This is a genomic window from Pantoea anthophila (assembly GCF_006494375.1).
Classification (GTDB): domain Bacteria; phylum Pseudomonadota; class Gammaproteobacteria; order Enterobacterales; family Enterobacteriaceae; genus Pantoea; species Pantoea anthophila.
In genome coordinates this window covers 426,943-441,369 of record NZ_VHIZ01000050.1, presented here as the reverse complement: position 1 = coordinate 441,369, position 14,427 = coordinate 426,943, and the positions used below count along the sequence as shown (strand labels likewise).

Here is a 14,427-nt window from a genome sequence, read left to right as displayed (position 1 = left end):
CCTGTTATAGCACGCGTTAATGAAAGCGCGGATTGACAATTCAGAGCTGCTGCATGCGTGAATGACCTGTCCCGGCAGCTTACAGGCCGGGTCTGCGGGTAATAAAAAAACTGGAATCAATAAACAGTCGTTCCTGACCCCGATTACGTTCGCGATTCGCGCACGTAATCGAGAGAAAGCGAGGAGCAAGGAGTCCTTATGTTAGATATCGTCGAGCTGTCGCGATTACAGTTTGCCTTAACGGCGATGTACCATTTTCTGTTCGTCCCTTTAACGCTGGGTATGGCGTTTCTGCTGGCGATTATGGAAACGGTCTATGTGCTGAGCGGCAAACAGATTTATAAAGATATGACGAAGTTCTGGGGCAAGTTATTTGGTATTAACTTTGCGCTGGGTGTGGCCACCGGACTGACGATGGAATTTCAGTTCGGCACTAACTGGTCCTATTACTCTCACTACGTCGGCGATATCTTCGGTGCGCCGCTCGCCATTGAAGGTCTGATGGCGTTCTTCCTGGAATCGACCTTTGTCGGCCTGTTCTTCTTTGGCTGGGATCGGCTGGGCAAAGTGCAGCATATGGCGGTCACCTGGCTGGTGGCGCTGGGATCGAACATGTCGGCGCTCTGGATTCTGGTCGCTAACGGCTGGATGCAGAACCCGATCGCCTCTGAATTTAACTTCGAAACCATGCGTATGGAGATGGTCAGCTTCTCGCAACTGGTGCTGAACCCGGTCGCGCAGGTCAAATTCGTGCACACCGTGGCGGCGGGTTATACCACCGGTGCGATGTTTATTCTCGGCATCAGCGCGTGGTACATGCTGAAAGGGCGTGATCTCGCCTTTGCAAAACGCTCGTTCGCCATTGCCGCCAGTTTTGGCATGGCGGCGGTGCTGTCAGTGATCCTGCTGGGCGATGAGTCCGGCTATGAAATGGGTGACGTGCAGAAAACCAAACTCGCCGCGATTGAAGCCGAGTGGGAGACCCAGCCGGCACCGGCTTCATTTACGCTGTTTGGCCTGCCGGATCAGGTGACTCAGGAGAACCGCTATGCGATTCAGATCCCCTGGCTGCTGGGCCTGATCGCCACCCGATCCACCGATACGCCCGTCACCGGCCTGAAAGATCTGATGGCACAGCATGAGGTGCGCATCCGCAACGGTATGAAGGCCTACACCCTGCTGAATGAGCTGCGCAGCGGCAGCCAGGATCCGGCAGTACGTGACGCCTTTAACAGTCACAAACAGGATCTCGGCTACGGTCTGCTGCTGAAACGCTATACCGACAACGTGGCGGATGCGACGGACGCGCAGATCAGGCAGGCGACGCAGGATTCTATCCCGCGTGTGGCGCCACTTTACTTCGCGTTTCGCATCATGGTGCTCTGCGGCGTGCTGCTGCTGGCCATCATCACGCTTTCCTTCTGGAGCGTGATACGTAATCGCATCGGTAAGAACCGTGGGTTGCTGAAAGCGGCACTGCTGGGGATTCCGCTGCCGTGGATTGCGGTGGAATCAGGCTGGTTTGTCGCGGAGTATGGCCGTCAGCCCTGGGCCATCGGTGAAATTCTGCCGACGGCGGTGGCTAACTCCTCCCTGACCACAGGCGATCTGCTGTTCTCAATGATTCTGATCTGTGGCCTCTATACCCTGTTCCTGGTGGCTGAAATGTACCTGATGTTCAAATTCGCCCGCCTCGGGCCGAGCAGTCTGAAAACCGGGCGTTATCACCACGAGCAGATCACGGCAACCCCTCAGCCGGTACAGGGATAAGGAGAGCGACCATGTTTGATTACGAAGTTCTGCGCTTTGTCTGGTGGCTGTTGATTGGCGTGCTGCTGATCGGCTTTGCCGTCGCCGATGGTTTCGATATGGGCGTCGGTATGCTGACACGCATTCTGGGACGCTCCGATACCGAACGTCGCATCATGATTAACACCATCGCCCCGCACTGGGACGGCAACCAGGTCTGGCTGATCACCGCCGGAGGGGCGCTGTTTGCCGCCTGGCCGATGGTCTACGCGGCCGCCTTTTCGGGCTTCTATGTGGCGATGATCCTCGTGCTTGCGTCGCTATTCTTCCGTCCGGTCGGTTTCGACTACCGCTCAAAGATTGAAGACAACCGCTGGCGCGGTGCCTGGGACTGGGGCATTTTCATTGGCAGTTTTGTCCCGCCGCTGGTGATTGGCGTGGCGTTTGGCAACCTGTTACAGGGCGTGCCGTTCCATGCCGACGAGTATCTGCGTCTGTTCTACACCGGTAACTTCTTCCAGCTGCTGAATCCATTTGGTCTGCTGGCGGGTGTGGTCAGTGTGGCGATGATTCTGGCGCAGGGTGCGACCTATCTGCAGATGCGCACCACCGGTGAACTGCATCTGCGTTCACGCACCGCCGCACAGCTTGCCGCGCTGGTGATGATGGTCTGCTTCATCCTGGCGGGTGTCTGGGTGAAATATGGCATTGATGGCTATGTGGTGACCAGCCCTCTGGATCACTTCGCCGCCTCCAACCCGCTGGGTAAAACCGTGGTGCGCGAAGCGGGAGCCTGGCTTGTGAATTTCCAGCAGCATCCTGTGCTGTGGCTGTTCCCGCTGCTGGGTGTGCTCCTGCCGCTGCTGACCATCTTCTGCTCACGAGTGGAGAAGGGGGCCTGGGCGTTCCTGTTCTCCTCGCTGACGCTGGCCTGCGTCATCATGACGGCGGGTATTGCGATGTTCCCGTTCATCATGCCGTCCAGCACCGTGCCGGGCACCAGCCTGACGATGTGGGACGCCACGTCCAGCCTGCTGACGCTGCAAACCATGACCATTGCCGCCGTTATCTTTGTGCCGATCATTCTGGCCTACACCACCTGGTGCTACTGGAAGATGTTTGGTCGTATCACCAAAGAGCATATTGAAAGCAACAGTCACTCACTCTACTGATTAAGGAGATGTCGCATGTGGTATTTTGCCTGGATTCTCGGCACTCTGCTGGCCTGTGCCTTTGGTATCATCACCGCGCTGGCGATTGAGCACATTGAAGCGCAGGATGAGTCTCACTGATGCGAACGCTGATTCGGATGCTGTATGATCTGATGGATAAGGGCCCGTTACGGGCCCTCTCTCTGCTGCTGGCACTGCTGACGGCGGGCGGGGTGATGTGGGATCCTGCACGTTTTGCCAATCAGACAGGGGAGTTACCTGCGCTGCAGGCGCTGGTGCTGATCTGGGCGGTCTGCTGCGGGGTGATCCACGGCGTGGGTTTCCGGCCACGAAAAACCCGATGGCAGGCGCTGTTTACGCCGTTACCCGCCGTGCTGGTGTTAATGATTGCCCTTTACCGTTTTTACGTTTAGCCCCCGCCTTTCCGGCGCTGTCAGTGAATATTTGTCAGCGTACGGTCAATAAATCTCCCTGAAATCGTTCCGTTTGTTACGGAGCGATAATTATTTTCGCCTGGCTCTGGCGACCCATTCCCAACCCCAATTCTCTTGCGTATAGTAGCATCGTTTAAAACGAGGCCGGGATGTAGAGTGAGTACAACGCTGTTTCGCTGGCCGGTTCGGGTCTACTACGAAGACACTGATGCCGGTGGCGTGGTTTATCACGCCAGCTATATCGCTTTTTATGAACGAGCACGTACCGAGATGTTGCGACAGCACCATTTCAATCAGCAGACGCTGTTAGAGCAGCAGGTCGCTTTTGTGGTACGACGTATGACGGTGGACTACCTGTCGGCGGCGCGTCTTGATGACCTTCTGGAGATCCAGAGTGAAGTGACATCAATGACACGGGCCACGATGACGTTCACGCAGCGTATCGTGAATACTGAAGGCAAAGTGCTCAATGAGGCAGAAGTCCTGATTGCCTGCATTAACCCACATCTGATGAAGCCGATTGCGCTTCCCAAGTCTATTGTCGCGGAGTTCAAGCAGTGACTGACATGAACATTCTTGATTTGTTCCTGAAGGCGAGCCTTCTGGTCAAACTTATCATGTTGATTTTGATCGGCTTTTCTATTGCCTCCTGGGCCATCATTATTCAGCGCACACGTATTCTGAATGCGGCCGGAAGAGAAGCGGAGGCGTTTGAAGACAAGTTCTGGTCGGGTATCGAGCTTTCGCGTCTCTATCAGGAGAGTCAGGAGCGTCGGGACGAACTGGCTGGTTCTGAGCAGATTTTCTACGCCGGCTTTAAAGAGTTTGCCCGTCTGCATCGCGCCAATAATCATGCGCCGGAAGCGGTCATTGATGGCGCCAGCCGTGCGATGCGCATCTCGCTGAACCGCGAGCTGGAAACGCTGGAAAACCACATTCCTTTCCTCGGCACCGTCGGTTCAATCAGCCCCTACATCGGGCTGTTCGGCACCGTCTGGGGGATCATGCACGCCTTTATCGCGCTGGGAGCGGTGAAGCAGGCGACGCTGCAGATGGTGGCGCCAGGTATTGCTGAAGCACTGATTGCGACTGCGATCGGTCTGTTTGCCGCGATTCCGGCGGTGATGGCGTACAACCGCCTGAACCAGCGCGTCAACAAACTGGAGCAGGGCTACGACAACTTTATGGAAGAGTTCACGGCCATCCTGCATCGCCAGGCTTTCTCCAGCGATAACGCTAAGTAAACAGAGGTTAATGATGGCCAGAGTACGTGGTCGCAAACACCGCGACCTGAAGTCGGAAATCAACATCGTTCCGCTGCTGGACGTCCTGCTGGTGCTGTTGCTGATCTTCATGGCAACCGCACCCATTATTACCCAGAGCGTGGAAGTGGATCTGCCGGACGCGACCGACTCCAAAACCGTTTCCAGCGACGACAATCCGCCGGTGATTGTTGAGGTGGCGGGCGTGGGTCAGTACAGCCTGGTGGTGGATCACGATCGCATGGATCAGCTTCCGCCCGAGCAGGTGATCAGCGAAGCGCAGCGTCGACTGGAAGCGAATCCTAAGACGGTCTTTTTGATCGGGGGCGCGAAAGAGGTGCCTTACGATGAAATTATTAAAGCGCTCAACCTGCTGCACCAGGCGGGTGTTAAATCTGTCGGTTTGATGACGCAGCCGATTTAAAATCGAACCGTTTTTTGGGAACCGAGTGTGTCGAAGGCAACCGAGCAAAACGAGAAGTTAAAGCGCGCGATAATCATTTCGGTGATTCTGCATATCGTGCTGATCGCGCTGCTGGTATGGAGCTCGTTTAATGAGCATGTTGACCCCAGCAGTGCGGGTGGTGGCGGCAGTGATATCGATGCGGTGATGGTCGATCCCGGCGCCGTCGTCAGCCAGTATAACCGTCAGCAGAACCAGCAGAGCGACAGCCAGCGTGCTGAGCAGCAGCGTAAAAAGCAGGCGCAGCAGCAGGCTGAAGAGCTGCAGGAGAAGCAGGCCGCCGAACAGCAGCGTCTGAAAGCGCTGGAAAAAGAGCGCTTAGCTGCGCAGGAAGCGGCAAAAGAAGAGGCTAAACAGCAGGCTGAGCAGCAGAAAGCGGCCGAACAGGCCGCTAAACAGGCGGCTGAGCAGCAGAAAACCGCTGAAGCGGCAGCCGCAAAAGCGAAGGCTGAAGCTAAAGCGCAGGCGGATGCCCAGGCGAAAGCCGCGGCTGAGCAGGCGAAACAGGCTGCTGCCGAAGCGAAGAAGCAGGCTGATCAGCAGGCGAAAGCCGCTGCGGCGGCGGCGGCAAAAGAGAAAGCCGTCGCCGAAGCGAAGGCAAAGTCTGACGCGGAGGCCAAAGCGGCAGCGGAAGCTAAAGTGAAAGCGGCTGCCGAGGCCAAAGCGAAAGCGGCTGAAGAGGCGAAAGAGAAAGCCGCAGAAGCCAAAGAAAAAGCCGCAGAGGCAGCGAAAGAGAAAGCGGCGGAAGCCGCAAAAGCCAAAGCGGAAGCCGCGAAAGAGGCGGCTAAAGAAGCGGCGAAAGAGAAAGCAGAAGCCGCGGCCAAAGCGAAAGCCGATGCGGCAGCGAAAGCCAAAGCGGACGCGGCTGCCAAAGCGAAAGCCGATGCCGCCGCGAAGGCCAAAGCCGACGCGAAAGCGAAAGCCGCCGCCGATGCGGCCAACGACAGCGATGTCGACGATCTGCTGGGTGGACTGGCTTCCGGTAAAAATGCACCGAAAAGCGGGGCCGCTGGCGGCGGCGCAGCAGGGCAGGGAAACCAGAAGAAAGCGGGTGCGTCTGGCGCGGAAATCAACTCCTACATGGGGCAGGTGGTCAGTGCGATTCAAAGCCGCTTCTATGATGCCGATCTGTATCGCGGAAAAACCTGTGATTTGCGGATTAAACTTGCGCCGGATGGCCTGTTGATTGATGTTAAGTCAGAAGGTGGGGACCCCGCGCTCTGTCAGGCCGCGATTACCGCCGCCCGACAGGCACGTATTCCGAAGCCGCCTTCCCAGGCGGTCTACGAAGTGTTTAAGAACGCCCCTATGCGTTTTAAACCGCAATAATGCAGTAACGGGCGGCAAGTTGATCTATGTTTAGCTTGCCGTACTTAAGTTCTACTCGTGGTTTCCAGGAACAGTGCCAATTATCGTGGACTGAGGTTCAGATAAGGGAGATAAAATGAAGCAAGCTCTTCGCGTTACGTTAGGCTTTTTTATCCTGCTGTGGGCAGCCATGCTGCATGCAGAAGTTCGAATTGAGATTACCCAGGGCGTCAACACCGCTCGCCCGATTGGCGTTGTGCCATTTAAGTGGACGGGTGCAGGTGCCGCGCCGGAAGATATCGGCGGCATCGTGGCCGCTGACCTGCGCAACAGTGGCAAATTTAATCCGCTGGATCGCTCACGTCTGCCTCAGCAGCCTGGCAGCGCACAGGAAGTTCAGCCTGCGGCCTGGAGCGCCCTGGGCATCGACGCGGTTGTGGTCGGTCAGGTCGCCGCTAACCCGGATGGCAGCTATCAGGTTTCTTATCAGCTGGTCGATACCGGTGGTGCACCGGGAACTGTGCTGGCGCAGAACACCTATAAAGTCACCAAACAGTGGCTGCGTTATGCCGGTCACACCGCCAGTGATGAAACCTTCGAGAAGCTGACCGGCATCAAGGGCGCTTTCCGTACCCGTATCGCCTATGTCGTGCAGACCAACGGCGGCCAGTTCCCGTATGAGCTGCGCGTAGCGGATTACGATGGTTACAACCAGTTTGTGGTTCATCGTTCACCACAGCCTCTGATGTCGCCAGCCTGGTCTCCGGATGGCAGCAAAGTGGCTTACGTGACCTTTGAAAGCGGCAAGTCTGCGCTGGTGGTTCAGACGCTGTCGAACGGTGCTATCCGTCAGGTCGCCTCGTACCCGCGCCACAACGGTGCCCCGGCGTTCTCACCGGATGGCTCTAAGCTGGCTTTCGCGCTCTCTAAAACCGGCAGCCTGAACCTCTATGTGATGGATCTGGCTTCAGGTCAGACGCGTCAGGTCACCGATGGCCGTTATAACAGTACAGAACCGACCTGGTTCCCGGACAGCCAGACGCTGGCTTATACCTCGGATCAGGCGGGTGCACCTCAGATTTATAAAGTAGGCATTAATGGCGGCGCGCCACAACGTATTACCTGGGAAGGCGGTCAGAACCAGGATGCGGATGTCGCAACCGATGGCAAATCCATGGTGATGATCAGCACCAGCGGTGGATCGCAGCACGTCGCCAAACAGGATCTGGAAACGGGAGCCGTTCAAACGTTAACGGACACGTTCCTGGATGAAACGCCGAGCCTGGCACCAAACGGCACAATGGTAATCTATAGCTCTACTCAGGGGATGGGTTCCGTGCTGCAGTTGGTTTCAACCGACGGCCGTTTCAAAGCGCGTCTTCCGGCAACCGATGGACAGGTCAAATTTCCTGCCTGGTCGCCGTATCTGTAATGTCTGATCGATCAGACATCGCAAACAATAAACAATAATGGGATTTTTGAAATGCAACTGAACAAAATGCTGAAGGGTTTGATGCTGGCTCTGCCGGTTCTGGCAGTAGCGGCTTGTAGCTCACACAAAAACAACAACAATGACCAGACTGGCATGGGCGCTGATGGCGCTTACGGTGCAAACTCTGGCATGAACGGCAACGGCGGCAACATGTCTTCTGACGAGCAGGCGCGTCTGCAGATGCAGCAGCTGCAGCAGAACAACATCGTGTACTTCGGTCTGGACAAGTATGACGTTCAGTCTGATTACGCACAGATGCTGGATCAGCACGCTTCCTTCCTGCGCAGCAACCCATCCTACAAAGTGACCATCGAAGGTCACGCGGATGAGCGCGGTACGCCGGAATACAACATCGCCCTGGGCGAACGTCGTGCTAACGCGGTTAAAATGTACCTGCAGGGCAAAGGCGTGTCAGCTGATCAGATGTCTATCGTTTCTTACGGTAAAGAGAAGCCAGCCGTTCTGGGTCATGACGAAGCAGCGTATGCTAAAAACCGTCGTGCCGTACTGGTCTACTAAGAGAATCACATGGTTAGTAACTTCAGACGTCATCTGTTGAGTCTGTCGTTACTGATTGGCGTAGCGGCCCCCTGGGCCGCTAATGCCCAAGCGTCAATCAGTAGCGTTGGCTCCGGCTCGGTCGAAGACCGTGTCACCACTCTCGAACGAATCTCTAATGCCCAGGCGCAGCTGATGCAGCAATTGCAGCAGCAGATGAGCGACAATCAGCGTGATATCGACGCGCTGCGTGGGCAAATCCAGCAAAATACGTATCAGTTGAATCAGGTGGTTGAGCGCCAGAAGCAGCTTTACCAGCAGATCGACAGCCTGAGCAGCGCCAGCAGCAGCGGCGGCCAGCAGGCGGCGGGCGGCGATGCCGCAGCCGATACCGGTGCAACAGCCAGCACAGGCGCAGCGGCATCAACGGAGAGCGCACCTGCGCAGACCGGTGACGCCAACAGCGATTACAATGCGGCTGTGGCGCTGATTCTGGAAAAGAAACAGTATGATCAGGCGATCAGTGCGCTTCAGGCATGGGTTAAGCGTTACCCCGATTCGACCTATCAGCCCAACGCCAACTACTGGCTGGGGCAGCTGAACTACAACAAAGGCAAAAAGGACGACGCGGCTTATTATTACGCCACGGTGGTGAAAAACTATCCGAAGTCGCCGAAAGCCGCAGAGGCGTTGCTGAAGGTGGGTGTGATCATGCAGGAGAAGAAAGACACGGCGAAAGCCAAAGCGGTCTTCCAGCAGGTGATCAAACTTTATCCTGATAGCGAATCTGCAAAACAGGCGCAAAAACGTCTGTCAGGTCTGTAATGGGTACGGTTCGGCCAGATATCGTGTGATTTCTGGTCTTGCCGTATGAAAGGTAAGCAACTGAAGCATTTAGCAGAAATAAGAGTTGCGCTACCCCGCTAAATCAGTAATATATGCCGCCGTTGCCGGGACACAATGCAAAGTGTCTGGCAAGCCTGAAGATGGGTCGTTAGCTCAGTTGGTAGAGCAGTTGACTTTTAATCAATTGGTCGCAGGTTCGAATCCTGCACGACCCACCATCTTCTCTCAGTCGCGCATCAGTGCGACGCGTGAAGAAGAGTTCAGGATTGCTTCACAACCTAAGATGGGTCGTTAGCTCAGTTGGTAGAGCAGTTGACTTTTAATCAATTGGTCGCAGGTTCGAATCCTGCACGACCCACCATCTTACTTCAGCCGCCTGGCGTGCTGAACGGTTGTAAGCCCCCAGCGGGTCGTTAGCTCAGTTGGTAGAGCAGTTGACTTTTAATCAATTGGTCGCAGGTTCGAATCCTGCACGACCCACCAATTAAGAAAAAAGCGCCCTCAGGGCGCTTTTTTCGTTTCCAGAGCACGAACTTTACGGCGCGGTTTCGGCTGAGTCGGCACAAAACGTCTCATGACTCTGGGTTGGCCAGGAAGTCTGTTCGGGATCGCTGTGAGATCGAGACTGCGCAGAGAGCTGGATCAGATCGGAAAGACGCAAAAGCCGTCATCCATGACCCGCTCGGCCCGCGCGATTACGCACCTCATCCCTGAGGTGCGCCCGTAGCCGGGCCAACGCTTCGCGTTGTTCAAAAACGCTCCCGGCGTTTTTGTCCCAGGCGCGGGACGCTTTCCTCCTCTGACCCTGCTCCCTGCGCGTTAAGCTTCTGTGGTGCTGTGAGATTAGCTCGATTTGGCTTTCTCAGCTGTCAGAAAGCACTACTGGCGTCATTGCGCGGGACGCTTTCCTCCTCTGACCCTGCTCCCTGCACGTTAAGCTTCTGTGGTGCGCTGTGAGATTAGCTCGATTTAGCTTTCTCAGCTGTCTGAACGCGCTACTGGCGCGGGCTGCTTCTGCATTATGAGAAGAGCAGGCCTGTATCCGCCGTTACGCCTTTTTCTTCGCTTTCGCCACTGCCAGGCTCTCCCAGATATGCATCACCGCATAGCTGCGCCAGGGACGCCAGGATTGCGAGCGTGCCTCTGCTTCCCTGGATGACATGCCGCCCAGGTTATTCCGGATGGCGATATCCTCTTTGGGAAAGGCATCCGGCCAGCGCAGGGCACGCATCGCGATGTAGTGGGCGGTCCAGGGACCGATGCCAGGCAGGCTGATCAGCTTTTTGATCACCTCGTCAGGCGGCTGAGCGGCACTGAGGCGCAGATCCCCGCTGGCGCAGGCTTCAGCGAAGGCGATGATGGCGCGTGAGCGCGCGGCGCTGACAATACCCATCGGCGCAACCTCGTCGACCGTCAGGCCAGCGATACGTGCCGGCGGCGCGGCGTAGCGGGTCAGGTCGGCAAACGGTGTTTCACAGGGCTCGCCAAAGGCGGCGGCAAAGCGGCTGCTGACGGTGGTGGCGGCTTTGACCGTCACCTGCTGCCCGATGATCGCGCGCACGCCCAGCTCGAAGGCGTCAAAGGCACCCGGAACACGCAGGCCCGGGTGGGCGATCAGGCTGGGCGCCAGCAGCGGATCCTGTGACAGACAGGCGGCGATTCGCTGCGGCTGAGCATCAAGATCGAACAGGTCACGCAGGCGGCGCAGCAGCAGAGGCAGAACCGGCGTCAGCGAGGTGGAGAGCGTCACCTGCAGCGCATTCTTCTGCGGCAGATGCGCGACACTGACCCAGCCCCGATATCGGCCCATCGCCACCGTGCGTCGCCAGGTGCCATCCTCCACCGCTTCGACCTCTTTCATCAGGTGAGTCTGTAAAAACCAGAGCATGGCTGCCCAGTCGTAGGGCGGGCGATAGGCGAGCCGCAGCGTCACGCGGTCACCGGGCTGCGTGCGCCCGTCACCCGCCTCGTTCCGGCGCAGGGCGCCTGGCGTCATGCGATAGCGCGCCTGAAACACATCATTAAAGCGGCGCAGGCTGCCAAAACCGCTGGCGTAGGCGATCTCCGTAATCGGCAGTTGCGTCTCCGTCAGCAGCTGCTTTGCCAGCAGCATCCGTCGCGTCTGCCTCAGCTCAAGCGGTGAGACCCCCAGCTCCTGCTGCACGATACGCCGCAGCTGACGCAGGCTTAAACCGAACTCAGTGGCTATCGCCTCCAGCCCTTCGCGCTCCTCCAGCATTCCCTCTTCGATGCGCTGAATCAGCCGTTCCGCCACGCGGTGCGGCTGATCCACCGGCGCATTGCCCGGCGCCAGTTCAGGCCGGCAGCGCAGGCAGGGACGAAAGCGCGCTTTTTCGGCGGCTTCGGCGCTGCTGAAAAAGAGGCAGTTCTTCTGCATCGGCGCTTTGACCGGGCAGATCGGACGACAATAGATACCGGTTGAGGTCACCCCAACAAAAAATACGCCGTCAAAACGGGTATCACGGGAGGTCAGCGCCTGATAGGCAATGTCGGGATTAAGCATGGTATTTCTCCGGTAAATATGCGGAGCCTACACCGGTGATTCCCGGCAGACTGGCTGTTTTCGGACAACACATCAGTTTATCGCCATGACCGAAAACAGCCAGTCAGGCTGAGGAAAAGTGCGATAATGCGTGTCGAAACCGTGACGGGAGAATCACCATGTATTACTTCAAATTGACTGTTACCCCGGTGGGCGAACTGAAACTGGTGGCCAGCGAGCGCGGCCTGGTGGGTATTTTGTGGGAGAACGACGATCCTCATCGCACCCGCTTTTTACCGCAGACGCGCGATGACGACCATCCCATTCTGGTCGAAACGGCACGTCAGCTCGGCGAGTACTTTGCCGGTGCGCGACGCGGCTTTGAACTGCCGCTCGATTTTGCCGGCACTGACTTTCAGAAAAAAGTCTGGCAGGCACTGGTGGCGATCCCGTTTGGTGAAACGCGCAGCTACAGCCAGATTGCCCGCGAGATCGGGCATCCGCTGGCGGTGCGTGCGGTTGGCGCGGCCAACGGTCGTAATCCGCTTTCGATTGTCGCGCCGTGTCACCGGGTGATAGGGGCCAACGGCAAGCTGACCGGGTTTGCCGGCGGGCTGACGGTTAAAGCGTTTCTGCTGGCGCTGGAAACGTCACAACCCCTGCCGCAGCCGGGCGAACAAGGCGCACAGGGTCGGGCTGGCGGTGCGGTCATGCAGGCCGATTAAAAAATCACACGACACAGTCGGGCTTTTCCGCTATCGTGTTTAGCATATAAAACACGACGGCGGATTCAACGCCATATTTCGCCTCTTCTGGCGATTTTCGTTAATTAGATAAAACGAGAGCTGTGTCATGAGTGTGATGTTCGATCCTGAAAGCACCGTTTACCCCTTTCCCCCCAAGCCCGCCCGCCTGAGTGACGACGAGAAGGCGTTTTATCGTGAGAAAATCAAAACCCTGCTGAAGGCGCGAAATGCCGTGATGGTCGCGCACTACTACACCGACCCGGAAATTCAGGCGCTGGCCGAAGAGACCGGCGGCTGTATCTCCGACTCACTGGAGATGGCCCGTTTTGGCAGCAACCATCCGGCAACCACGCTGCTGGTGGCGGGCGTGCGCTTTATGGGGGAGACGGCCAAAATCCTCAGCCCTGAGAAAACCGTCCTGATGCCGACACTGCAGGCGGAGTGCTCGCTGGATCTGGGCTGTCCGATTGAAGAGTTCAACGCCTTCTGCGACGCCCATCCCGATCGCACCGTGGTGGTCTACGCCAACACCTCGGCGGCGGTAAAAGCGCGCGCTGACTGGGTCGTCACCTCCAGCATTGCGGTTGAGCTGATTGAGCACCTCGACAGCCTGGGCGAGAAAATTATCTGGGCACCGGATCGTCACCTCGGCCGCTACGTCACCCAGAAATCGGGCGCCGATGTGCTGTGCTGGCAGGGCGCCTGCATTGTCCATGATGAGTTCAAGACTCAGGCGCTGCAGCGCATGAAAGCGCTCTATCCCGATGCGGCGGTGCTGGTTCATCCCGAGTCGCCGCAGGCGATTGTGGATCTGGCCGATGCGGTGGGTTCGACCAGCCAGCTGATTCAGGCCGCCAAATCCCTGCCGCATCCGCAGATGATTGTGGCGACCGATCGCGGCATCTTCTACAAAATGCAGCAGGCGGTGCCGGACAAAGAGCTGCTGGAAGCGCCGACAGCCGGGGAGGGCGCCACCTGCCGCAGCTGCGCGCACTGTCCGTGGATGGCGATGAACGGTCTCAAAGCCATCGCAGACGCGCTGGAGACGGGCGGCGCGGAACATGAGATTCAGGTGGACGAGACGCTGCGAGAGGCGGCGTTACTGCCCCTGAATCGCATGCTATCCTTTGCAGCGGAACTTAAACTCAACGTGAAGGGAAACGCCTAGCCGTTTTCCTGACAGGTGCTCTGCATGGACTTTTTCAGCACGCATAATATTCTGGTTCACATTCCTCTGGGTGCAGGCGGCTACGATCTCTCATGGATTGAGGCTATCGGCACCCTGGCGGGCTTACTCTGTATCTGGTTTGCCAGCCTGGAAAAAATCATCAACTACCCCTTTGGCCTGATTAACGTCACGCTGTTTGCGGTGATCTTCTTTCAGATTCAGCTCTACGCCAGTCTGTTACTGCAGCTCTTCTTTTTTGCCGCCAATATTTACGGCTGGTACGCCTGGAGCCGGCAGACCAGCGATCACCAGGCGGCGCTGAAGATTCGCTGGCTGCCGCTGCCGAAAGCGATCGCCTGGGCGGTGAGCTGCGTCGTCGCGATTGCGCTGATGACGCTCTACATTGACCCTGTGTTTGCCATGCTGACCCGCGCGGCGGTGACGCTGATGAACGCGATTGGCCTGTCAGTGGCGATGCCGGCATTGCAGCCGGATGCCTTCCCGTTCTGGGACGCCTGCATGATGGTGCTGTCGATTGCGGCGATGATCCTGATGACGCGCAAGTATGTTGAGAACTGGCTGCTGTGGGTGATCATTAACGTCATCAGCGTCATGATTTTTGCCCGTCAGGGGGTTTATGCGATGTCGCTGGAGTATGTGATTCTGACGCTGATTGCGCTTAATGGCTCACGCATGTGGATCCGCAGTGCCCGGGAGCAGGGGTCACGGGCACTGTCGGCGCAGCAGACAGGCCAGTAAGGGGCGGTCACAGCGCGCGGTAACCGG

15 protein-coding genes and 3 tRNA genes are annotated in these 14,427 nt (G+C 57.4%); 17 read left to right on the top strand and 1 reads right to left on the bottom strand.

What is annotated here, in order from left to right; genetic code table 11:
• The first annotated feature begins 198 nt into the window (after window positions 1–198).
• From cydA to FJW00_RS14200, 14 genes are all read left to right on the top strand, one after another.
• Complete coding sequence (cydA, locus tag FJW00_RS14265; protein ID WP_140924569.1) at window positions 199–1,770, top strand: cytochrome ubiquinol oxidase subunit I; 1,572 nt, start codon at window positions 199–201, stop codon at window positions 1,768–1,770.
• Between the two features lie 11 nt (window positions 1,771–1,781).
• Window positions 1,782–2,921 carry a cytochrome d ubiquinol oxidase subunit II gene (cydB, locus tag FJW00_RS14260; RefSeq protein ID WP_046101429.1) on the top strand — a complete coding sequence of 380 codons (1,140 nt, stop codon included), beginning with the start codon at window positions 1,782–1,784 and terminating at the stop codon, window positions 2,919–2,921.
• A gap of 15 nt (window positions 2,922–2,936) precedes the next feature.
• Window positions 2,937–3,041 carry a cytochrome bd-I oxidase subunit CydX gene (cydX, locus tag FJW00_RS14255; RefSeq protein WP_009091402.1) on the top strand — a complete coding sequence of 35 codons (105 nt, stop codon included), beginning with the start codon at window positions 2,937–2,939 and terminating at the stop codon, window positions 3,039–3,041.
• A complete protein-coding gene (gene ybgE / locus FJW00_RS14250; protein WP_140924567.1) occupies window positions 3,041–3,334 on the top strand; it encodes a cyd operon protein YbgE in 294 nt (97 codons plus the stop codon). The genes cydX and ybgE overlap by 1 nt, the downstream gene beginning before the upstream one ends.
• Before the next feature lie 177 nt (window positions 3,335–3,511).
• Window positions 3,512–3,916: a tol-pal system-associated acyl-CoA thioesterase gene (gene ybgC, locus FJW00_RS14245; RefSeq protein WP_009091398.1), complete on the top strand. Its 405-nt coding sequence runs from the start codon at window positions 3,512–3,514 to the stop codon at window positions 3,914–3,916.
• The gene (tolQ, locus tag FJW00_RS14240; protein ID WP_009091396.1) at window positions 3,913–4,599 is read left to right on the top strand and encodes a Tol-Pal system protein TolQ; all 687 of its coding nucleotides are present in this window, start codon (window positions 3,913–3,915) and stop codon (window positions 4,597–4,599) included. Before ybgC ends, tolQ begins: the two co-directional genes overlap by 4 nt.
• A 13-nt stretch (window positions 4,600–4,612) precedes the next feature.
• Window positions 4,613–5,041: a colicin uptake protein TolR gene (tolR, locus tag FJW00_RS14235; RefSeq protein ID WP_009091394.1), complete on the top strand. Its 429-nt coding sequence runs from the start codon at window positions 4,613–4,615 to the stop codon at window positions 5,039–5,041.
• Between the two features lie 27 nt (window positions 5,042–5,068).
• A complete protein-coding gene (tolA, locus tag FJW00_RS14230) occupies window positions 5,069–6,409 on the top strand; it encodes a cell envelope integrity protein TolA (protein WP_009091391.1) in 1,341 nt (446 codons plus the stop codon).
• Between the two features lie 115 nt (window positions 6,410–6,524).
• Complete coding sequence (gene tolB, locus FJW00_RS14225; protein ID WP_046101431.1) at window positions 6,525–7,820, top strand: Tol-Pal system beta propeller repeat protein TolB; 1,296 nt, start codon at window positions 6,525–6,527, stop codon at window positions 7,818–7,820.
• 51 nt (window positions 7,821–7,871) lie between these two features.
• Window positions 7,872–8,399 (top strand): peptidoglycan-associated lipoprotein Pal, encoded by a 528-nt coding sequence (pal, locus tag FJW00_RS14220; RefSeq protein WP_009091388.1) that lies wholly within the window; start codon window positions 7,872–7,874, stop codon window positions 8,397–8,399.
• Between the two features lie 9 nt (window positions 8,400–8,408).
• Window positions 8,409–9,203, top strand: a complete 795-nt coding sequence (gene cpoB / locus FJW00_RS14215; protein ID WP_140924565.1) for a cell division protein CpoB — start codon at window positions 8,409–8,411, stop codon at window positions 9,201–9,203.
• A 163-nt stretch (window positions 9,204–9,366) separates the two neighbouring features.
• Window positions 9,367–9,442 (top strand) — tRNA-Lys (locus tag FJW00_RS14210).
• Window positions 9,443–9,509: 67 nt separating this feature from the next.
• A tRNA-Lys gene (locus FJW00_RS14205) sits at window positions 9,510–9,585 on the top strand.
• A gap of 46 nt (window positions 9,586–9,631) precedes the next feature.
• Window positions 9,632–9,707, top strand: a tRNA-Lys gene (locus tag FJW00_RS14200).
• 565 nt (window positions 9,708–10,272) lie between these two features.
• Here FJW00_RS14200 and FJW00_RS14195 read toward each other — a convergent pair.
• The gene (locus FJW00_RS14195; RefSeq protein ID WP_009091384.1) at window positions 10,273–11,748 is read right to left on the bottom strand and encodes an AlkA N-terminal domain-containing protein; all 1,476 of its coding nucleotides are present in this window, start codon (window positions 11,746–11,748) and stop codon (window positions 10,273–10,275) included.
• 158 nt (window positions 11,749–11,906) lie between these two features.
• On the opposite strand from FJW00_RS14195, the gene FJW00_RS14190 reads away from it, so the two are divergent.
• From FJW00_RS14190 to pnuC, 3 genes are all read left to right on the top strand, one after another.
• Complete coding sequence (locus tag FJW00_RS14190; protein ID WP_140924562.1) at window positions 11,907–12,452, top strand: methylated-DNA--[protein]-cysteine S-methyltransferase; 546 nt, start codon at window positions 11,907–11,909, stop codon at window positions 12,450–12,452.
• 127 nt (window positions 12,453–12,579) lie between these two features.
• Window positions 12,580–13,641 (top strand): quinolinate synthase NadA, encoded by a 1,062-nt coding sequence (gene nadA / locus FJW00_RS14185; protein WP_009091379.1) that lies wholly within the window; start codon window positions 12,580–12,582, stop codon window positions 13,639–13,641.
• A 24-nt stretch (window positions 13,642–13,665) separates the two neighbouring features.
• Window positions 13,666–14,400 (top strand): nicotinamide riboside transporter PnuC, encoded by a 735-nt coding sequence (gene pnuC / locus FJW00_RS14180; protein ID WP_058958453.1) that lies wholly within the window; start codon window positions 13,666–13,668, stop codon window positions 14,398–14,400.
• The last annotated feature ends 27 nt before the right edge of the window (window positions 14,401–14,427 follow it).